Annotated in this window: 23 protein-coding genes and 1 pseudogene; 13 read left to right on the top strand and 11 right to left on the bottom strand. The window is 62.9% G+C overall.

The features are described 5' to 3' along the window. The first annotated feature begins 9 nt into the window (after positions 1–9). From ACK3SD_RS15670 to ACK3SD_RS15640, 7 genes and pseudogenes are all read left to right on the top strand, one after another. A complete protein-coding gene (locus ACK3SD_RS15670; protein WP_137764479.1) occupies positions 10–786 on the top strand; it encodes a DUF4311 domain-containing protein in 777 nt (258 codons plus the stop codon). A gap of 1 nt (position 787) precedes the next feature. After that, positions 788–1459 (top strand): DUF4310 family protein, encoded by a 672-nt coding sequence (locus tag ACK3SD_RS15665; protein ID WP_137764478.1) that lies wholly within the window; start codon positions 788–790, stop codon positions 1457–1459. Then, positions 1459–2607 (top strand): amidohydrolase/deacetylase family metallohydrolase, encoded by a 1149-nt coding sequence (locus ACK3SD_RS15660; RefSeq protein WP_481127569.1) that lies wholly within the window; start codon positions 1459–1461, stop codon positions 2605–2607. The genes ACK3SD_RS15665 and ACK3SD_RS15660 overlap by 1 nt, the downstream gene beginning before the upstream one ends. After that, entirely contained in the window at positions 2597–3727 is a 1131-nt protein-coding gene (locus tag ACK3SD_RS15655; RefSeq protein WP_481126090.1) for a DgaE family pyridoxal phosphate-dependent ammonia lyase, read from the top strand. The genes ACK3SD_RS15660 and ACK3SD_RS15655 overlap by 11 nt, the downstream gene beginning before the upstream one ends. Beyond that, positions 3724–4467, top strand: coding sequence for a 2-dehydro-3-deoxy-phosphogluconate aldolase (gene dagF, locus ACK3SD_RS15650; RefSeq protein ID WP_481126089.1), 744 nt, complete (start codon positions 3724–3726; stop codon positions 4465–4467). The genes ACK3SD_RS15655 and dagF overlap by 4 nt, the downstream gene beginning before the upstream one ends. Positions 4468–4549: 82 nt before the next feature. Beyond that, positions 4550–6461, top strand: a pseudogene (locus ACK3SD_RS15645) (BglG family transcription antiterminator). Positions 6462–6489: 28 nt separating this feature from the next. Next, positions 6490–6648 (top strand): zinc ribbon domain-containing protein, encoded by a 159-nt coding sequence (locus ACK3SD_RS15640; protein ID WP_481126088.1) that lies wholly within the window; start codon positions 6490–6492, stop codon positions 6646–6648. A gap of 13 nt (positions 6649–6661) precedes the next feature. On the opposite strand, the gene npr is transcribed toward ACK3SD_RS15640, so the two are convergent. The 11 genes from npr to ACK3SD_RS15585 form a co-directional block, all read right to left on the bottom strand. Then, positions 6662–6934, bottom strand: coding sequence for a PTS phosphocarrier protein NPr (gene npr, locus ACK3SD_RS15635; protein ID WP_481126087.1), 273 nt, complete (start codon positions 6932–6934; stop codon positions 6662–6664). Further along, entirely contained in the window at positions 6931–7785 is an 855-nt protein-coding gene (gene rapZ / locus ACK3SD_RS15630) for an RNase adapter RapZ (protein ID WP_137764474.1), read from the bottom strand. Before rapZ ends, npr begins: the two co-directional genes overlap by 4 nt. Positions 7786–7836: 51 nt before the next feature. Continuing rightward, positions 7837–8313 (bottom strand): PTS IIA-like nitrogen regulatory protein PtsN, encoded by a 477-nt coding sequence (gene ptsN, locus ACK3SD_RS15625; protein ID WP_206057754.1) that lies wholly within the window; start codon positions 8311–8313, stop codon positions 7837–7839. A 97-nt stretch (positions 8314–8410) separates the two neighbouring features. After that, positions 8411–8698: a ribosome hibernation promoting factor gene (gene hpf / locus ACK3SD_RS15620; RefSeq protein ID WP_137764472.1), complete on the bottom strand. Its 288-nt coding sequence runs from the start codon at positions 8696–8698 to the stop codon at positions 8411–8413. 23 nt (positions 8699–8721) lie between these two features. Next, positions 8722–10155, bottom strand: a complete 1434-nt coding sequence (gene rpoN / locus ACK3SD_RS15615; RefSeq protein WP_137764471.1) for an RNA polymerase factor sigma-54 — start codon at positions 10153–10155, stop codon at positions 8722–8724. A 43-nt stretch (positions 10156–10198) separates the two neighbouring features. Continuing rightward, entirely contained in the window at positions 10199–10924 is a 726-nt protein-coding gene (lptB, locus tag ACK3SD_RS15610; protein ID WP_137764470.1) for an LPS export ABC transporter ATP-binding protein, read from the bottom strand. A gap of 6 nt (positions 10925–10930) precedes the next feature. Beyond that, the gene (gene lptA / locus ACK3SD_RS15605; protein ID WP_137764469.1) at positions 10931–11482 is read right to left on the bottom strand and encodes a lipopolysaccharide ABC transporter substrate-binding protein LptA; all 552 of its coding nucleotides are present in this window, start codon (positions 11480–11482) and stop codon (positions 10931–10933) included. Further along, positions 11451–12029 carry an LPS export ABC transporter periplasmic protein LptC gene (gene lptC / locus ACK3SD_RS15600; protein ID WP_481126086.1) on the bottom strand — a complete coding sequence of 193 codons (579 nt, stop codon included), beginning with the start codon at positions 12027–12029 and terminating at the stop codon, positions 11451–11453. The genes lptA and lptC overlap by 32 nt, the downstream gene beginning before the upstream one ends. Further along, a complete protein-coding gene (gene kdsC / locus ACK3SD_RS15595) occupies positions 12026–12592 on the bottom strand; it encodes a 3-deoxy-manno-octulosonate-8-phosphatase KdsC (RefSeq protein ID WP_481126085.1) in 567 nt (188 codons plus the stop codon). Before kdsC ends, lptC begins: the two co-directional genes overlap by 4 nt. Positions 12593–12607: 15 nt before the next feature. Next, positions 12608–13594, bottom strand: coding sequence for an arabinose-5-phosphate isomerase KdsD (kdsD, locus tag ACK3SD_RS15590; RefSeq protein ID WP_481126084.1), 987 nt, complete (start codon positions 13592–13594; stop codon positions 12608–12610). 18 nt (positions 13595–13612) lie between these two features. Then, positions 13613–14590, bottom strand: coding sequence for a calcium/sodium antiporter (locus tag ACK3SD_RS15585; RefSeq protein ID WP_481126083.1), 978 nt, complete (start codon positions 14588–14590; stop codon positions 13613–13615). A 282-nt stretch (positions 14591–14872) separates the two neighbouring features. Between ACK3SD_RS15585 and mlaF the strand changes: the two genes are divergently transcribed. The 6 genes from mlaF (at position 14873) to ibaG (ending at position 18358) form a co-directional block, all read left to right on the top strand. After that, positions 14873–15676: a phospholipid ABC transporter ATP-binding protein MlaF gene (gene mlaF / locus ACK3SD_RS15580; protein WP_137764464.1), complete on the top strand. Its 804-nt coding sequence runs from the start codon at positions 14873–14875 to the stop codon at positions 15674–15676. A gap of 16 nt (positions 15677–15692) precedes the next feature. Further along, positions 15693–16475, top strand: coding sequence for a lipid asymmetry maintenance ABC transporter permease subunit MlaE (mlaE, locus tag ACK3SD_RS15575; protein ID WP_137764463.1), 783 nt, complete (start codon positions 15693–15695; stop codon positions 16473–16475). A 3-nt stretch (positions 16476–16478) separates the two neighbouring features. Then, positions 16479–17012 (top strand): outer membrane lipid asymmetry maintenance protein MlaD, encoded by a 534-nt coding sequence (gene mlaD, locus ACK3SD_RS15570; RefSeq protein ID WP_481126082.1) that lies wholly within the window; start codon positions 16479–16481, stop codon positions 17010–17012. 13 nt (positions 17013–17025) lie between these two features. Continuing rightward, the gene (gene mlaC, locus ACK3SD_RS15565; protein ID WP_481126081.1) at positions 17026–17652 is read left to right on the top strand and encodes a phospholipid-binding protein MlaC; all 627 of its coding nucleotides are present in this window, start codon (positions 17026–17028) and stop codon (positions 17650–17652) included. Beyond that, entirely contained in the window at positions 17652–17966 is a 315-nt protein-coding gene (mlaB, locus tag ACK3SD_RS15560; protein WP_481126080.1) for a lipid asymmetry maintenance protein MlaB, read from the top strand. Before mlaC ends, mlaB begins: the two co-directional genes overlap by 1 nt. Positions 17967–18103: 137 nt before the next feature. Then, positions 18104–18358 (top strand): BolA family iron metabolism protein IbaG, encoded by a 255-nt coding sequence (gene ibaG, locus ACK3SD_RS15555; protein ID WP_137764459.1) that lies wholly within the window; start codon positions 18104–18106, stop codon positions 18356–18358. Positions 18359–18390 lie beyond the last annotated feature (32 nt).

The raw sequence follows: 18390 nt of genomic DNA, 5'->3' as shown, positions 1-18390 counted from the left end.
GATACCCTGATGTTTCTCATTATTCTGATGAAATCCCTGATTATCGGCGGGCTGGTCGGCGTGGGCGTCGGCGCGGGCGCGGCACGCATGTTCCATGCGCCAGCCACGCAGGGCATGGGGGCGTTCCGCACCCTCGGCGAGCTGAACGCCTGCGAGGGCGACCCGGCCTCCCACTTCTCCTTTGGCCTCGGTTTCTTCTTCAACGCCTGGGCCTCCTCGGTGGCGGCCGGTGCCTTCACGCAGGACGTTGACCATCGCATCATCCCCAACTGGGGCGCGGCGGCGCTGATGATGAAGAACCGCACGCTGGCCGACACCCTGCACAACCCGCGCCGCATGGCGCTGGCCTGCGGGCTGATTGGCATGGTGGTGGTGGCGTTCCTGAACACCACCGCCTCGGCGGTGCCAGCGGCGCTGCAAGTGACGGCGGTGAAGGTGCTGGTGCCAGCGGCCAATATCCTGGTCAACACCGTGATGCCGGTTATCTTCTGGCTGGCGGCGATTGACGCCGGTCGCCGTGCTGGCTTCTGGGGCACGGTATTTGGCGGATTGGCGCAGCTGATTATGGGCAACGCCGTGCCGGGGCTGGTGCTCGGCATCCTGATTGGCAAAGGGGTGGACGAGGGCGGCTGGACGCGCGTCACCCGCATCATGATGGCGGCGATTGTCCTGCTGTTTGTGCTGAGCGGCTTCTTCCGCGGCTTTGACATGAAGCTGCTGCAATCCTTTACCCTCGGCGTGCCGGGCTGGCTCGACAGCATCCACAACACCTTAAGCGGGAAGTGATATGGCGACGATTATCAGTGAAAAAACCGACACCGATCAGCAGGCCGGCTTCTGGTATGCCGACTGGTCATTCCCAATCTTTGTCGGGCTGCTCTCCGCTGGTGTCTTTGCTGGCACCCACATGTACTACCTCTACGGCATCGGCGCGTTCAACGAGGTGGCCTTTGTTTCGATGCTGCGCGCCGGTATGGATACCGGCGTCTATGGCGCGGTGGCGGCCTTCGGTGCCAGCTTCCTGTTCGCGCGCATCATTGAAGGCTCGCTGGTCGGCATTCTCGACATCGGCGGGGCGGTGCAGACCGGCGTCGGGCTGGGCATCCCGGCGCTGCTGCTTGGCGCGGGCATCGTCTTCCCGGTGGAGAACTTTGCCGCCTCGCTGCTCACCGGGCTGGTGGCTGGTATGGCGATTGGCTATCTGATCATCCTGGCGCGCAAGTTCACCGTCAATCAGGGCAACGTCACCTATGGTGCGGATGTGATGATGGGCGCGGGCAACGCCTCCGGCCGCTTCCTCGGCCCGCTGATTATCCTGTCAGCGATAACCGCTTCCATCCCGATTGGCCTCGGATCGCTGGGCGGCGCGCTGCTGTTCTACCTGTGGCGCAAGCCGATCACCGGCGGGGCGATCCTCGGCGCGATGATCCTTGGCGCGCTGTTCCCGGTGACGCTGTGATGGGCGCGCAACCGGCGATGGATCTGATCATCCGCCGCGCGCGGTTGGCGGAGGGGGGCGTGGTGGACGTGGCGGTCAGCGGAGGGCGCATTGCCGCGATCGGCACACTGCCCGCGACGCTGGCCGCCACCACCCAACTGGATTTAAGGGGCGAGGCGTGGCTGAGCGCTGGCTGGATCGACAGCCATGTGCACTGCTACGCCGCCTCGCCGCTCTACCATGACGAGCCGGATCGCGTGGGCATCGCCGGTGGGGTGACCACGGTGGTGGACGCTGGCAGCAGCGGCGCGGATGACGTGGCGGATTTCCGCCAGCTGGCCTCCGGCGCACAGACGCGGGTGCTGGCGCTGCTCAACATCGCCCGTACCGGCATCTGCACCCAGCATGAGTTGGCGGATCTGACGCAGATTGACGCCGCCATGGCGCGGCGCGCCATCGCTGACCACGCAGGGTTCATCGTCGGCCTGAAGGCGCGGATGAGCGGCAGCGTGGTGGGCGACAACGGCCTCCACCCGCTGCGGATCGCCAAGGCGATCCAGCGGGACAATGGCGATCTGCCGCTGATGGTGCACATCGGCAACGATCCGCCGCGGCTCGAAGAGATCGCTGATCTGATGGGCGCGGGCGACATCATCACCCACTGCTTCAACGGCAAGCCGAACCGCATCCTCACGCCGCAGGGCGAGGTGCGCGCCGCCGTCACGCAGGCGCTGGCGCGCGGCGTGCGGCTGGACGTCGGCCACGGTAGCGCCAGCTTCAGCTTTGAAGTGGCGCGGCAGGCGATTGCCCTTGGCTTGCTGCCCGACACCATCAGCTCAGATATCTACTGCCGCAACCGCCTGCAGGGGCCGGTGCACAGCCTGGCGGCGGTGATGTCAAAATTCCTGGCGATCGGCATGACCCTGCCGCAGGTGATCGCCTGCGTCACCCATCAGGCCGCCGATGCGCTGCGGCTGGCGGGCCGTGGCCGACTGGCAGTGGGGGCGGAGGCGGATTTGACGCTGTTCACCCTGACTGACGCGCCGCAGCACTATCTGGACGCCGACGGGGCGTCCGTGCACGCTTCACAGCACCTGTCGCCACTGGCGGCCGTGGTGGCGGGCGTGCTCTATCCCACTGACACATGGAGTGCCGAGTATGTCTGCTGACAAACACCCTTCGCTGTATGAGAAGTACCACCTGAAACCGGTGATCAATGCCTCCGGGCGCATGACCATGCTGGGCGTCTCCACGCCGGGGCCGGAGGTGGTCGCGGCGGTCAATCAGGGCCTGAGCCACTACTTTGAGATGAAAGATCTGGTGCTGAAAAGCGGTGCCTACATTGCCGGGCTGCTGGGGGTGGAGGAGGCGGTGGTGGTCTCCTGCGCCTCGGCGGGCATCGCCCAGTCGGTGGCGGCGGTGATTGTGCAGGAGAGCGATCACCTGCTGGCCAACCTGCACAGCGCCGCCCACGATCGCCCGTGTGAGATCGTGCTGCCGAAGGGGCACAACGTGAACTACGGCGCGCCGGTCGGCACCATGGTGGCGCTCGGCGGTGGCCGGGTGGTGGAGGCGGGCTACGCCAATGAGTGCTCGGCGGCGCAGCTGGCAGCGGCCATCACCCCACGTACCGCGGCGCTGCTCTACGTTAAGTCCCACCATACGGTGCAGAAAAGCATGTTGACGGTGGCGGAAGCGGCGGAGGTCGCGCATCGCCACCAGTTGCCGCTGATTGTGGACGCGGCGGCGGAGGAGGATCTCACCTGCTACTACCAAATGGGCGCGGATCTGGTGATCTACAGCGGCGCGAAGGCGCTGGAGGGGCCATCCAGCGGGCTGGTGATAGGCCGTGCGCCCTATGTTGGCTGGGTGCGCCGCCAGTCGGAGGGGATTGGCCGGGCGATGAAAATTGGCAAGGAGGGGATTCTCGGGCTGGCGCAGGCGATTGAGTGCTACGTGCAGCGCACGCCGGTCAGCGGCCAGCAGATGGTGGAGAAGATGACGCCCTTTATCGACCGGCTCAATGGCCTGCCCGGCATCCACGCGCGCGTGGTATGGGACGCCGCCGGGCGGGATATCGCCCGCACCGAGATCGCCTTTGACGAGGCGGCGCTCGGCGTGCGCACCGCCGAGATTGTGCGGCGCTTGCGCGAGGGGGAGGTCGCGATCTATTTCCGTGGCTACCGTGCCAATGAGGGCAAGGTGGAGGTGGACGTGCGCAGCGTCACCCCGGCGCAGCTTGCGCGCATCGCCGATGCCATCGCCACCCTGCGGGAGGCCCGCCCATGAGCCGCCTGACCCCGAACTACCTGCATGGCCGCGTCTGCCTGAATGTGCTGGCCGGCAGCAAAGAGAACGCCCAGGCGGTGTATGAGGCGGCCGAGGGGCATGTGCTGGTCGGCGTGCTCTCCAAAAATTACCCTGATGCCCGCAGCGCCATTGAAGAGATGCGCGACTATGCGGCGCGCATCGACAACGCCCTCTCCATCGGGCTGGGGGCGGGCGATCCGCGCCAGTCCGCGATGGTCAGCCAGATCGCCGCCGCGCTGCACCCGCAGCACGTCAATCAGGTCTTCAGCGGCGTCGCCACCAGCCGGGCGCTGCTCGGGCAGGGGGAGACGGTGGTCAACGGGCTGGTGTCGCCCACCGGCCGCGTGGGCTGGGTGAAGATCTCCACCGGGCCGCTGAGCAGCCGCCAGAGTGACGCGATCGTGCCGGTGGAGAGCGCCATCGCCATGCTGAAAGAGATGGGCGGCAGCTCGGTGAAGTACTTCCCGATGCAGGGGCTGGCCTGCCGGGAGGAGTATGCGGCGGTGGCGCGCGCCTGTGCGGCGCAGGATTTCTGGCTGGAGCCAACCGGCGGCATCGACATGGAGAACTTCACGCCGATTGTGGCAATCGCGCTGGAGGCGGGCGTCAGCAAGGTGATCCCGCACGTCTACAGCGCCATCATCGACAGCGACAGCGGCGACACGCGGCCCGCGCAGGTGGCGGGGCTGCTGGCGCAGATGCGGGCGCTGGTGGGCTAGCCGCCCGCCAGCGCGCATGGCACACTCTGGTTTTCCCGGCGCGGCGCGCCTGTGGCTGACCCGTAACAATGGAAGGATTATGGTGCGTTTTCCCTATCAACGTCTGTCCCATCTGTTTGATGCCTTGCAGGATGAGATCCTGCCGCAGGACGAGCTGGCAAAGCGTCTCGATGTCTCGACCCGCACGGTGCGCACCGACATCACCGCGCTCAACGAGATCCTCGGCAAGTATGGCGCGCAGTTGGTGCACACGCGCGGGAGCGGCTACCAGTTGCAGGTGCATGACGCCGCCCGCTTCGCCACGCTGCGCCAGCCCAGCCAGCCGGTGCGGCAACTGCCGCGTACCGCCGCCGAGCGGGTGCAGGCGCTGCTGGTGCGTTTCCTCACCTCTGCCTTCTCGCTGAAGCTGGAGGATGTGGCGGATGAGTGGTTCGTCAGCCGGGGCACACTGCAAAATGACATGGCCGAGGTGCGCGAGCACCTCGGTCGCTACTCCCTGCACATCGAAACCAAGCCGCGTTACGGCATGAAGCTGTTCGGGCCAGAGACGGCGATCCGCGCCTGCCTGACCGACCTGCTGTTCCGGCTGCGCGGCGAGAATGACGCCCACCCGCTGCTGACGCCGGAGGCGCTGGCGCTGGCGCAGATGCCGGCGCTGGCCGATGCCCTGCGCCACCGGCTGGCGCAGGCCGGCATCCGCCTGACGGATGAGGGGAGGAGTACCTGACGCTGTATGGCGCGGTGGCGTTGCGACGCATCGCCGAGGGCTACCCGCTCGCTGACTTCACGGCGGATGAGGGGAGGCGTGCGTGCGGCAGGTCTCCAGCGGGCTGGCGGCTGACCTGCGCCAGTGGGCGGGCAAGGAGCTGGCCCCGGCCGAGGAGGCTTACCTGCGCGTCAACATCGCCGCCCGGCGCAGCCAGGAGGTGGCGCCGACGGAGATTAACGCCGACGACGAGGAGGGGCTGGTCAACTATCTGCTCTGCTACATCAGCGCCTACTACAACTACGACCTTCAGGGCGACGCGCAGCTGCGGCTGGATCTGCTGACCCACATCAAGGCGATGATCACCCGCATCAAATACCAGATCGCCATTCCCAACCCGCTGCTGGCCAATATCAAGCAGCACTACCCGATGGCCTATGACGTGACGCTGGCGGCCATCTCCAGCTGGGTAAAGTACACCCCCTACAGCCTGAGCGAGAATGAGATTGGCTTTTTGGTGCTGCACATCGGCGTCGGGCTGGAGCGGCACTACAACATCGGCTACCAGCGCCATCCGCAGGTGCTGCTGGTGTGCGACACCGGCAACTCCACCATCCGCATGATTCAGGCGCAGGTCAGCCGCAAATATCCGCAACTGGTGATCACCCGCGTCATCTCTCTGCGCGAGTATGAGATGCTGGGCGAGGTGGAGGAGGATTTCATCATCTCCAATGCCCGGCTGGCGGAGCGCGGCAAGCCGGTGGTGGTGATGTCGCCCTTCCCGACGGAGTACCAGCTGGAGCAGCTCGGCAAGCTGGTGCTGGTGGATCGCACCCGCCCCTACATGCTGGAGAAGTTCTTTGACGCACAGCACTTCCTGCTGCTGGAGGAGACGCTGAGCCAGGCGGCGCTGTTCCGCCGGGTCTGCGACCAGCTGGCGCATGAGGGGGTGGTCGAGCCAGCGTTCCATGACTCGGTGGTGGAGCGCGAGGCGATTGTCTCCACACTGCTGGGCGACGGCATCGCGCTGCCGCACTCGCTGGGGTTGCAAGCCCACCGCACGGTGGTGGTGACGGTGATCTGCCCGCCGGGCATCGACTGGGGGGAAGGGGAGCGGGCGCAAGTGATATTTCTGCTGGCGATCAGCAAGGCGGATTATGAGGAGGCGATCGCCATCTACGATCTGTTCGTGACCTTCGTGCGTGAGCGCTCGGTCAGCCGCCTGCTCGGCAGCCGGGACTTCCCCAGCTTTAAGGCGATCGCCATTGACTGCCTGAGCCGGAGCTAGCGCTTACCAGGCTTGTTCGTGTTGTGGGGTGCTATCCCCCAACAGTCCGAAAGGTAGAGCAGGTCTGCGAATAAGAGTATGGACTTGTAGCGAGTGCGGATCGCTACATGATCGCGATGTAAACGCGTCAAAGAATATACTCGCGGCAGGGCATTGCCGTCTAGCTGTAGGAATCCCCGCCCTTTAGGGCGGGGAGGATGTCAATCTTCGTCAAAGCCGGAGTTGATCAGCTCAATCACCGCATTGAGCGCGTTCACCTCGTCGGGGCCGCTGGCCTCGATCTCAATGTGTTGACCCTTTGGCGAGTCCAGCATCAGCAGCGCAATCACGCTGCTGGCCTCCGCCTCCACGCCAGCGTCGTTGCGCAGCAGCACCTCGGCGTCGAAGCTCTGCACCAGCTCAAACAACTTCATCGCCGGCCGGGCGTGCATCCCGAGCCGGTTCTTGATCTCCACCGTCTGTTTGACCGTCATGATTTGCGCTTTTCCAGGGTGCGGTGGCGGGACTGCACATTCTTCCCGCGCGAACGGAAGTAGTCGGCCAGCTGCTCCGCCACATAGACCGAGCGATGCTTGCCGCCGGTGCAACCGATGGCGACCGTCAGGTAGCTGCGGTTGTTGGTCTCCAGCATCGGCAACCACTGCTCCAGGTAGCTGCGGGTCTGGTAGATGAAGTTGTGCACTTCCGTATGGCGATCGAGGAAGGCCGCCACCGGGCGATCCAAACCGGTCATCGGCCGCAGTTTGGGGTCCCAGTGCGGGTTGGGCAGGAAACGGACGTCAAACACATAGTCGGCGTCAATCGGGATGCCGTGCTTGAAGCCAAACGACTCGAACACCATCGTCAGCTCACGTTCGCGCTTGCCCAGCAGGCGGGTGCGTAGCATCTCTGCCAGCTCATGCACCGACATCTCGGAAGTGTCGATCAGCAGGTCAGCGCGGGAACGCAGCGGCTCCAGCAGCTCGCTCTCCTCGTCAATCGCACTCTCCAGGGAGAGGTTGCGGCTGGAGAGCGGGTGCAGGCGGCGCGTGTCGCTGTAGCGGCGGATCAGCGTGTTGCGATCGGCGTCAAGGAACAGCAGTTGCGGCGAGAAGCTCTCCGGCAGCTGGGCCATCGCGTGCTCAAACAGCTCCGGGGTCTCCGGCATGTTGCGCACGTCGATGCTCACTGCCGCCGAGGTGTTGCGCTCCGCCAGCGCGTGCGCCAACTGCGGCAGCAGCACCACCGGCAGGTTATCGACGCAGTAAAACCCCATATCTTCCAGCGCACGCAAGGCAACGGATTTACCTGAACCGGAACGGCCGCTGACTATCATCAGCACCATGTGTCACTCCCCCTGGCAATTCACTCTTGGCGTTGTGTTACCGGCAGCAGGCTACTCGGTAATGATCTGGTACAGCTCTTCATCGCTCTGCGCGGCGCGCAGCCGACGGCAGACGCTCTTATCCGCCAGACGCTTCGCCACTTGCGACAGCGTATGGAGGTGGGTCTTGCACTGGTCGGCAGGCACCAGCAGGGCGAACAGCAGGTCAACCGGCTGGTTGTCGATGGCGTCGAAGGCGATCGGCTGATCCAGGCGGATGAAAACGCCCACCGCGCGCAGCGTGTCCTCTTCCAGCTTGCCGTGCGGGATGGCGATGCCATTGCCGATACCGGTACTGCCCATGCGCTCCCGCGTCAGGACGGCATCAAACACCGCCTGCGACGGCAGGTTCAGCTGTTTCGCCGCCAGTTCGCTGATGATCTCGAGGGCGCGTTTCTTGCTGGAGCAGTGGACGCCGCTTTTGGTGCACTCTGCGCTGAGCACAGAGCTTAATTGCATGATTGAGTCGTTTATCATCTCATCTTTCACTTAAGCGCTTGAGTCACGCCTGATGGCTTATCGGCCCGTCACCGCAGGGTGAAGGGCCGATGGTCAGGTGATGTAGCGCGATTGGCTACAGTGAGTCTTAGTGTTGTTTCAACTTGTCTTTATGTTTATTGAGCTGCCGTGACAGCTTATCAATCAGGCCGTCGATGGCCGCATACATATCTTCATGTTCCGAGGTGGCGTGCAACTCGCCTCCATTGACGTGCACGGTGGCTTCCGCCACCTTCTGCACTCGCTCCATGCTGAGTATCACATGAACCTGATTGATTCGGTCGAAAAATTGCTCAAGCTTGGCAAATTTTGTACTGACGAAATCGCGCAGGGCATCAGTGACTTCAACGTGGTGGCCGGTGATGTTGAGCTGCATAATGTCTTCCTTCTCTGTTTAGGTCAAACCAGTTGTTTGCGTTGGTTCGACGGCGGGATGGACAAAGACTCTCGGTATTTTGCGACCGTGCGGCGGGCAACCATGATCCCTTGATCGGAGAGCAGGGTCGCCAGCTTGCTGTCGCTCAGAGGTTTGGCGGGGTTTTCCGCCGCAATCAGCTTCTTCACCAACGCCCGGATGGCGGTCGAGGAGGCCTCCCCGCCGCTGTCCGTGCTGACGTGGCTTGAGAAGAAGTACTTCAACTCAAAAATACCGCGCGGGCTGTGCAGGAACTTCTGCGTGGTGACGCGCGAGATGGTGGATTCGTGCATGTCCACGGCCTGGGCAATGTCCGCCAGCACCATCGGTTTCATGTACTCCTCGCCATGCTCGAAAAAGGCCTGCTGCTGCGCCACGATGCAGCGCGTCACCTTGAGCAGCGTCTCATTGCGGCTCTCCAGGCTCTTGATCAGCCATTTGGCCTCCTGGAGGTTGCTGCGGATGAACTGGCCATCGCTGTCGTTGCGGGCCGTGCCGCCCAGCGCCGCATATTGCTGGTTGATTTTGAGCCGGGGGATGCTGTCAGCATTCAGCTCGACCGCCCACTGCCCTTGGTGCTTGCGCACCAGCACATCGGGGATCACATACTCAGATTCGCCGGTGTTGATGGACTGGCCGGGGCGCGGATCCAGCGACTGGATCAGCAGCATCGCCCCCTTAAGTGTATCTTCTTTTAGCCGGGTCGAGCGCATCAGCGTCCGGAAATCGTGGTTGCCCAGCAGATCCAGGTGTTCGCTGACAATCAGCCGCGCCTCGGCCAGATAGGGGGTGTCAGGGATAAACTGCGAAAGCTGGATCAGCAGGCAGTCGCGCAGATCACGCGCCGCCACGCCAATCGGGTCGAAGCGCTGCACGCGTTTCAGCACCGCCTCCACCTCCTCGAGGGTGACATTCTCGTCACCCATGCTCTCCAGGATCTCCTCGAGCGTTACCGTCAGGTAGCCGGTGTCATCCACCGCATCGACAATCGAGGTGGCGATGGCGGTATCGGTGTCGGAGAAGGGGGTGAGATCCACCTGCCACATCAGGTAGTCCTGAAGGGTCTGGGTGGTCTCGCCCTGATAGACCGGCAGCTCGTCATCGCTGTAGTCGGTGCCGGTGCCAGAGGGGGTGCCAGCGGTGTAGATCTCGTCCCAGGTGGCATCGAGCGGCAGCTCTTCCGGCATATCCTTCTGCTCCAGCGCCTCGCGGGTGTCCAGCGCCTCGCTGTCGGTGGTCTCCTTGGCGTCAATCTCCTCGTGGATATCGCTCTGCTCCAGCAGGGGGTTGCTCTCTAATGCCTGTTGAATCTCCTGCTGCAGTTCTAGCGTTGAGAGTTGCAACAAGCGGATCGCCTGTTGGAGCTGGGGAGTCATGGCCAGTTGCTGGCTAAGCCTGAGTTGCAAACCTTGCTTCATAGGATGATCTGGTTTCCCTTACTGGTAACAACGCAAAAGTGGATCAGAGACGGAACTCTTCACCCAGATAGACGCGTTTCACCTGCTCATCGGCCAGAATATCGCTTGGGGAGCCGTGGGCGATCAGTCGCCCCTGGCTGACGATATAGGCGCGTTCGCAGACGTCGAGGGTCTCGCGCACGTTGTGGTCAGTAATCAACACGCCGAGCCCGCTGTCGCGCAGGTGCTCAATGATTTTTTTTATGTCAATCACGGAGATGGGGTCCACCCCCGCAAAGGGTTCATCCAGCAGGATAAACTTCGGGTTGGCCGCCAGCGCGCGGGCGATCTCCACCCGGCGGCGCTCACCGCCTGACAGCGCCTGCCCAAGGCTGTCACGCAGGTGGGTGATGTGGAACTCCTCCATCAGCTCCTCGGCGCGGTCACGGCGCTGTTCGCTGGTGAGGTCTTCACGGATCTGCAACACCGCCATCAGGTTGTCATAGACGCTGAGCCGGCGGAAGATCGAGGCCTCCTGCGGCAGGTAGCCGATGCCGCGGCGCGCGCGCGCGTGCAGCGGCAGCAGGCTGATATCCTCGTCATCAATCACGATGCGGCCAGCGTCACGCGGCACAATCCCCACCACCATGTAGAAGGTGGTGGTCTTGCCCGCGCCGTTCGGGCCGAGCAGGCCAACGATCTCGCCGGAGTGCACCTTCAGGCTGACGTCCTCCACCACTCTACGGTTTTTGTACGCCTTGGCGAGGTTTTCTGCAATTAGGGTAGCCATAAGTGATCAGTTACTCTTCTTCTGTCCGCTGGACGGGGTGCCTTTGTCCTGCAATTGGGTCGGGATTAACACAGTGGTAACACGTTTGCCTTCGTTACTGAAAGCTTCCATCTGCTGTTTTTGCACCAGATAGGTGATGCGGTCGCCCTTCACATTGCTGTCGAGCTGCTCCAGATAGGCATTGCCGGTCAGGATGACATAGTCATTCCCCAGCTCATAACGCATCTTCTGCGAGTGGCCCTTCACCGGCTTGCCGTTGTCCTGCAACTGGTAGAAGGTCGCCGGGTTGCCGAAGGCCTCAATCACCTCCTTGCCCTGCTGCCCCTGCGGGCGGATCACCACCACCTTGTCGGCCTTGATCTCGATGCTGCCCTGTTTCGCCACCACGTTGCCGGTGAAGGTCACGGTGTTGCCCTCCATGTCCAGCGCCTGCTGGGCGGAGTCGATGTGGATCGGCTGGCTGGTGTCATCTTTCAGCGCCAGGGCCGGCACGCTCACAGCCAGAAGCGAACTGGCAACCAGCAGGTTACGGAGCGGGGTTTGAAGTCTGGATTTCATAGTAGGTGTTTACCTTTTCGATCAGCTGAGCTGTTTTGGTCCGCAAATTGCCGCGCATTTTCATGCCCTTGGAGGTGAAGGCGGCCCCGTAAAGGGTGACTTCATCATCCGAGGTGACATCCTGGCTCACCAGGTTGACCTGGGCGTTGTCCGTTTTGATCCGCTGTAACTGCGAGGTCGCGGTCAGGCTGTTGACCTCAACATGCCCATAGAGATAGAGCATCCGATCCTTGGTCAGCTTGGCGCGATCGGCGCGCACCGACCAGGTCGGGATGGTGTTGGCGTCATAGAGCGTCATCACCGGGTTGGTGAACCAGCTCAGCTCCTCCGCCGTGTAATATTTGACGTCATCGGCCACCAGCTTGTAGTTCAGCTTGCCGGTCGGGTCGTAGACCACGGTAACGGTGTGCTGGCTCTGGTAGGTCGGGTCCTGGGTGTTGATGGCTGCCGTCGGTGCCGCCTCATCCTCATCGGCCAGGCTCCAGCCAATCAGTACCAGCGCGGCCAGCGCCAGCAGCAGGGTAATCAGAAACTTTGCTCTGCTCATATTGAAAGCCCGACGGCGTCCTCCAGCTTCCCTTGCGCCAGCAGGATCAGGTCACACACTTCGCGCACCGCGCCCTTGCCCCCGCTGATGCGGGTGGTGTAGTGGGCGCGCGGCGTCAGCATCGGGTGGGCATCCGCCACCGCCACCGCCAGGCCGCACTCGGCCATCACCGGCCAGTCAATCAGGTCATCGCCGACGTAGGCCACCTGCTCCGGGCGCAGCGCCAGCGTGGTGAGCAGTTCGCGGAAGGCAATCAGCTTGTTGGACTGCCCTTGGTAAAGGTAGCGGATGCCGAGGGTCGCGGCGCGATCCTCCAGCAGTTTGGCGGAGCGGCCGGTAATGATGGCCACTTCCACGTCAGAGGTGAGTAGGCAGCGGATGCCGTAGCCGTCGCGCACGTTGAACGCTTTCAGCTCCTCGCCCTGATTGCCCATATAGACCAGGCCGTCGGACATGACGCCATCCACATCACAGATCAGCAGGCGAATCTGCCGCGCGCGGTCCAGTACCTCGGCGCTGACCGGGCCGTAACAGGTATTCACAGTTGCTGCGTTATCACTCATTGAGCCTTTCCTTCATTAAACTACGCCAGCGCGCAGCATGTCATGCATATGTACCACACCGAGCAACTGGTCGCCATCGGCAACCATCAGGGCGGTAATGTGCCGGGATTGCATGGTATTCAGGGCCTCCACCGCCAGGGTGCCGGGGCGCACCCGTAGGCCGCCGGGCGTCATCACCTCTTCGATGCGCGCCCGGTTGAAGTCGATGCCCATATCAATAATGCGGCGCAGGTCGCCATCGGTGAAGATGCCCTCGATCTTCATCAAGTCATCACAGATCACGGTCATGCCGAGGTTTTTGCGCGTGATCTCCAGCAGCGCGTCGCGCAGCGTGGCGTCACGGCTGACGTGGGGGATCTCATTGCCACTGTGCATGATATCACTGACACGCAGCAGCAGCTTGCGGCCCAGTGCGCCGCCGGGGTGGGAGAGGGCGAAATCCTCGGCGGTGAAGCCGCGCGCCTCCAGCAGCGCCACCGCCATCGCGTCGCCCATCACCAGTGCGGCGGTGGTGCTGGAGGTGGGTGCCAGCCCAAGCGGGCACGCCTCCTGCGGCACCTGCACGCAGATGTGGATGTCCGCCGCGCGGCCCATGGCGCTCTCCGGGTTGCCGGTCAGGCAGATGAGCGGCACGTGCAGACGCTTGAGCACCGGCACCAGCGCCAGAATTTCGCTGGACTCACCGGAGTTGGAGAGGGCGATCACCACGTCATGCCGGCTGACCATGCCCAGATCGCCGTGGCTCGCCTCCGCCGGGTGGACGAAGAAGGCCGGCGTGCCGGTGCTGGCGAAGGTCGCTGCCATCTTGCGGCCAATGTGGCCGGACTTGCCCATCCCCATCACCACCACCTTGCCACTACAGGCGAAGATCCGTTCACAGGCGCGGGTAAAGTCGTCATTGATATATTGATCGAGCTGGGCCAGCCCCTCCCGCTCGATCTGCAGTACGGTTTTGCCGGCCTGCTGGAAGTCGAAGCCGGGCTGGAGTTCAAAGTTCGCCATGTTGGTGTCCTGACTGTTTTACAAGGCGGGGCCAGCCGGAAAGAGCAGCAGCCACGCAAGATAAGCCATAAAGCCGCACAGTAGCAGCGCGCCCGCCCGGCGGCCGATGCGGTGCTGACGCAGCAGGCAGAGGCCGGCCAGCACGCCGCTGACCGCCAGCATCACCCAGTAGTCGCGGCGGAACGCCTCCGGCGCGAAGGGGCCAGGGGCGATCAGTGCGGGAATGCCGAGCACTATACAGAGGTTGAAGATGTTGGCGCCTATGATATTTCCTAAAGCAATGTCATCCTCCCCCTTCAGCGCGCCCGCGACAAAGGTGGCCAGCTCCGGCAGGCTAGTGCCGACGGCAATCACCGTCAGGCCAATCACCAGCTCGCTGACGCCAAAATAGCGCGCGATCACGGTGGCGTTGTCCACAATCATGCCCGCGGCCAGCGGCATCATCACCACCGCCAGCAGCAGCCAGAGCACCGCCACGGTGTTGCTGCTGTCCTGCGGCAGCTCCGCCAGCTGCTCGGTGGTGAGCGGGTCACTGCCCTCGCGCTGCGCCAGCCGGGCGATCTTCAGCATCAGCAGGCAGAACAGGGCGGCGCTCAACAGCAGGATCACCCCGTCCAGCCGCGAGAGTTGCAGGTCTGAGAGCAGCACACCGCACAGCGCGGTGATCAGCAACAGCAGCGGCAGCTCGCGGCGCAAAATGTCAGACTGCACCCGCAGCGGGTGGATCAGCGCCGCGCCGCCCAGGATCAGCAGGATGTTGATGATGTTGGAGCCAATGGCGTTGCCTATCGCCAAATCGCGCTGCCCGCCAATCGCGGCAGTGGTGGAGACCACCAGTTCCGGCAGCGAGATGCCAATGCCGACAATGGTCATGCCGGTCACCAGCGGCGGCACCCCCATTGAGCGGGAGAGCACCGCCGCGCCATACACCAGACGGTCGGCCGCGTAAGAAAGTAGAAGTAAACCAACGATCAATAGTATGGTCGCAAGCAGCATGCGGAGTCCTTTATTCGGTATAATCCCCTGTTCGTCGGTGAATCAGAAGGTCAAAAATGATTACCTGAAACAATGATAAACTGACTCTAATCGACGGCGAACCCGCGCCAGCGTTAACGCCCAGATTTATCCGCTAATTTTGACCCTGCGGAACGTAAAAGTAAAACGTATGGCAAGTTTAGCGGCCAGGGCCGTAAGGTTTTGTAAAGATACGGCGTCCGGCCGCCTTTGCTTTAACATCAGGGGTATCGTTTTCCCAATACCCTATAAGGGATAGCAAGAATGAACCAGAAGGCATCGAATCTGGTGGAGATCAAAGGCATCAGTTTTATGCGCGGCGATCGCCCCATCTTCGAGAAAATCAATATGACGGTGCCGCGTGGCAAGGTCACCGCCATCATGGGCCCCTCCGGTATCGGTAAAACCACGCTATTGCGCCTGATCGGCGGGCAGCTCGCCCCCGATGAGGGCGAGATTTGGTTTGATGGTGAAAACATTCCCACCCTCTCGCGCCGCAAGCTCTACGCCACGCGCAAAAAGATGAGCATGCTGTTCCAGTCCGGCGCGCTGTTTACCGATCTGAATGTCTATGAGAATGTCGCGTTCCCGCTGCGGGAGCACAGCCACCTGCCCGAGCCGCTACTGCACACCACGGTGATGATGAAGCTGGAGGCGGTGGGCCTGCGCGGCGCGGCCAAGCTGATGCCCTCGGAGCTATCCGGCGGCATGGCGCGGCGTGCGGCGCTGGCGCGTGCCATCGCCCTCGACCCGACGCTGATCATGTTTGATGAGCCGTTCGTCGGGCAAGACCCCATCACCATGGGCGTGCTGGTGAAACTGATCGACGAGCTGAATCATGCGCTCGGCGTGACCTGCATCGTGGTCTCCCACGACGTGCCGGAGGTGCTGAGCATCGCGGACTACGCCTATATCGTGGCGGAGCAGCATGTGATTGCCGAAGGGACGCCCGCGGCGTTGCAGGCCAATGCCGATCCGCGCGTGCGCCAGTTCCTCGACGGCATCGCCGACGGCCCGGTGCCATTCCGTTTCCCGGCCGGTGATTACCAGACCGAGCTGCTAGGATAAGGGAGCCAATAGACTGATGTTAACAACTGCACTGGCGTCACTCGGACGCCGTGGGATCTCACTGTGCCGCGCATTTGGCCGCGCCGGGCTGATGATGTTCGGCGCCCTGATGGGTCGCCCGCACCCGCGCAAGCATGGGGCACTGCTGGTGAAGCAGCTTTACAGCGTCGGCGTGATGTCGCTGCTGATTATCGTGGTCTCCGGGCTGTTTATCGGCATGGTGCTGGGGTTGCAGGGCTACCTGATCCTCACCACCTATAGCGCCGAAACCAGTTTGGGGATGATGGTGGCGCTCTCGCTGCTGCGTGAACTGGGGCCGGTGGTGACCGCGCTGCTGTTTGCCGGCCGCGCCGGCTCGGCGCTCACCGCCGAGATTGGCCTGATGAAGGCCACCGAGCAGCTCTCCAGCATGGAGATGATGGCGATCGATCCGCTGCGCCGGGTGGTGGCACCACGCTTCTGGGCTGGCATGATCAGTATGCCGCTGCTGACGGCGATCTTCGTCGCGGTCGGCATCTGGGGCGGCTCGCTGGTGGGCGTGGACTGGAAGGGCATCGACAGCGGCTTCTTCTGGTCGGCGATGCAGAATGCCGTCGACTGGCGGCAGGATCTGGTCAACTGCCTGCTGAAAAGCGCGGTCTTTGCGGTCACCGTGACCTGGATTGCGCTGTTCAATGGCTATGACGCCGTCCCCACCTCGCAGGGGATTAGCCGGGCGACGACCCGTACCGTGGTGCACTCCTCATTGGCGGTGCTGGGATTGGATTTTGTGCTGACGGCACTGATGTTTGGGAACTAAATAATGCAAACGAAAAAGAGTGAAATCTGGGTGGGGGCGTTCCTGCTGATCGCGCTGGGCGCCATCCTGTTTCTGGCCCTGAAGGTGGCGAACATCACCTCAATGCGGCCGCACCCCACCTACCGCATCTACGCGACCTTCGACAACATCGGCGGCCTGAAAGCCAGCTCGCCGGTGCGCATCGGCGGCGTGGTGATTGGCCGGGTGGCGGATATCTCCCTGGACAACAACTACTCGCCGCGCGTGGCGATGGACATCGACGAGCAGTACAACCAGATCCCGGACACCAGCTCGCTGGCGATCCGCACCTCCGGCCTGCTGGGGGAGCAGTATCTGGCGCTGAATGTCGGCTTTGAAGACCCGGAGATGGGGACTGCTATGCTGAAAGAGGGTAGCACCATCCAGGACACCAAATCGGCAATGGTACTGGAGGATTTGATCGGCCAGTTCCTGTACAAGAGCGGCGGCTCCGATGACGCCGCCAAACCGGGCGCGCAGGCTGCGCCTGCCGCAACCCCTGCTGCACCCAGCAATTAAGAGGAAACCCTGAATGTTTAAACGTTTATTGATGGTCGCGCTGCTGGTGGTCGCTCCGCTGGCCAATGCGGTGGATATGACCAACCCTTACCGTGTCATGGATGAGGCGGCGGAGAAGACCTTCACCCGCCTGAAGAATGAACAGCCGAAAATCAGGCAGAACCCGAACTACCTGCGCGACGTGGTGCGTCAGGAGCTGCTGCCCTACGTGCAGGTGAAGTACGCCGGTGCGCTGGTGCTGGGCCGCTACTACAAATCCGCCACCCCGGCGCAGCGTGACGCCTACTTCGCCGCCTTCGAGGACTATCTGGCGCAGGCTTACGGTCAGGCGCTGGCGCTCTACCACGGCCAGACCTACCAGATTGCGCCGGAGCAGCCGCTGGGCAACGCCGACATCATCGCCATCCGCGTTACCATCCTGGACAACGGCGGCCGCCCGCCGGTGCGTCTGGACTTCCAGTGGCGCAAAAACAGCAAGACCGGCAACTGGCAGGCGTATGACATGATCGCCGAAGGCGTCAGCATGATCACCACCAAGCAGAATGAGTGGGCTGACATCCTGCGCCAGCAGGGCGTCGACGGCCTGACCGCCCGCCTGAAAAGCGCGGCGGCCCAGCCCATCACCCTCGACCAGCAATAATGGCCGGCTCAACCCTGAACTGGGCCTCCCGTGGGCAGACGCTGGTACTGACCGGCGATCTTGACCGCGATACGCTGCTGCCGCTCTGGCAGCAGCGTGAGAGCCTGCTGGCGCAGCACACTGCCCTCGACCTGTCGCAGGTCGGCCGAGTGGACTCGCCCGGTTTGGCGCTGCTGGTGCACCTGCGGGCCGAAGCGCGCGCACGTGGCGCGGCGCTGACGCTGGAGGGCATGACCGATCGGCTGGAGACGTTGATTACGCTCTATAACCTGGATGAGATCATCCCTGTCAGCGCCACCGCCTCAACGCGTTAGCGTGCTTTTTGCCGCAATTGACGACCAAAGCCCCCGCAAGAAAGCCTCTTCGGGGGCTTTTTCTTTGTTTAAGAGTCGGCCGGATTACACTAAGATAGTCGGCTGATATTATCCCCATTTAGACAGAATAGACTCCTATGGATACCCAAGAAATTAAAGACGTTCTGATGCAGGCGCTGGCCTTGCAGGAAGCCCACGTGACTGGCGAAGGCAGCCACTTCCAGGTGATTGCGGTGAGTGAGCAGTTCGCTGGCATGAGCCGCGTGAAGAAGCAGCAGACCGTCTATGCGCCGCTGATGGAGTACATCGCGGACAACCGCATCCACGCCCTCTCCATCAAGGCTTTCACGCCGGAAGAGTGGCAGCGCGACCGCAAGCTAAGCGGCCTTTGATGCCGGGGGCGGCGTGGCCGCCCTGTGCTCAT

This window comes from Chimaeribacter sp. YP20170169, from assembly GCF_056739715.1.
The sequence above is the reverse complement of the archived record's forward strand: the minus strand, read 5'-3'. Positions and strand labels throughout refer to the sequence as shown.

Coding starts and splice junctions, on each gene's coding strand:
- ACK3SD_RS15670 (WP_137764479.1), top strand. CDS start 10: ATGTTTCTCATTATTCTGATGAAATCCCTGATTATCGGCGGGCTGGTC.
- ACK3SD_RS15665 (WP_137764478.1), top strand. CDS start 788: ATGGCGACGATTATCAGTGAAAAAACCGACACCGATCAGCAGGCCGGC.
- ACK3SD_RS15660 (WP_481127569.1), top strand. CDS start 1,459: ATGGGCGCGCAACCGGCGATGGATCTGATCATCCGCCGCGCGCGGTTG.
- ACK3SD_RS15655 (WP_481126090.1), top strand. CDS start 2,597: ATGTCTGCTGACAAACACCCTTCGCTGTATGAGAAGTACCACCTGAAA.
- dagF (WP_481126089.1), top strand. CDS start 3,724: ATGAGCCGCCTGACCCCGAACTACCTGCATGGCCGCGTCTGCCTGAAT.
- npr (WP_481126087.1), bottom strand. CDS start 6,934: ATGACGGTCAAACAGACGGTGGAGATCAAGAACCGGCTCGGGATGCAC.
- rapZ (WP_137764474.1), bottom strand. CDS start 7,785: ATGGTGCTGATGATAGTCAGCGGCCGTTCCGGTTCAGGTAAATCCGTT.
- hpf (WP_137764472.1), bottom strand. CDS start 8,698: ATGCAGCTCAACATCACCGGCCACCACGTTGAAGTCACTGATGCCCTG.
- rpoN (WP_137764471.1), bottom strand. CDS start 10,155: ATGAAGCAAGGTTTGCAACTCAGGCTTAGCCAGCAACTGGCCATGACT.
- lptB (WP_137764470.1), bottom strand. CDS start 10,924: ATGGCTACCCTAATTGCAGAAAACCTCGCCAAGGCGTACAAAAACCGT.
- lptA (WP_137764469.1), bottom strand. CDS start 11,482: ATGAAATCCAGACTTCAAACCCCGCTCCGTAACCTGCTGGTTGCCAGT.
- lptC (WP_481126086.1), bottom strand. CDS start 12,029: ATGAGCAGAGCAAAGTTTCTGATTACCCTGCTGCTGGCGCTGGCCGCG.
- kdsC (WP_481126085.1), bottom strand. CDS start 12,592: ATGAGTGATAACGCAGCAACTGTGAATACCTGTTACGGCCCGGTCAGC.
- kdsD (WP_481126084.1), bottom strand. CDS start 13,594: ATGGCGAACTTTGAACTCCAGCCCGGCTTCGACTTCCAGCAGGCCGGC.
- ACK3SD_RS15585 (WP_481126083.1), bottom strand. CDS start 14,590: ATGCTGCTTGCGACCATACTATTGATCGTTGGTTTACTTCTACTTTCT.
- mlaF (WP_137764464.1), top strand. CDS start 14,873: ATGAACCAGAAGGCATCGAATCTGGTGGAGATCAAAGGCATCAGTTTT.
- mlaE (WP_137764463.1), top strand. CDS start 15,693: ATGTTAACAACTGCACTGGCGTCACTCGGACGCCGTGGGATCTCACTG.
- mlaD (WP_481126082.1), top strand. CDS start 16,479: ATGCAAACGAAAAAGAGTGAAATCTGGGTGGGGGCGTTCCTGCTGATC.
- mlaC (WP_481126081.1), top strand. CDS start 17,026: ATGTTTAAACGTTTATTGATGGTCGCGCTGCTGGTGGTCGCTCCGCTG.
- mlaB (WP_481126080.1), top strand. CDS start 17,652: ATGGCCGGCTCAACCCTGAACTGGGCCTCCCGTGGGCAGACGCTGGTA.
- ibaG (WP_137764459.1), top strand. CDS start 18,104: ATGGATACCCAAGAAATTAAAGACGTTCTGATGCAGGCGCTGGCCTTG.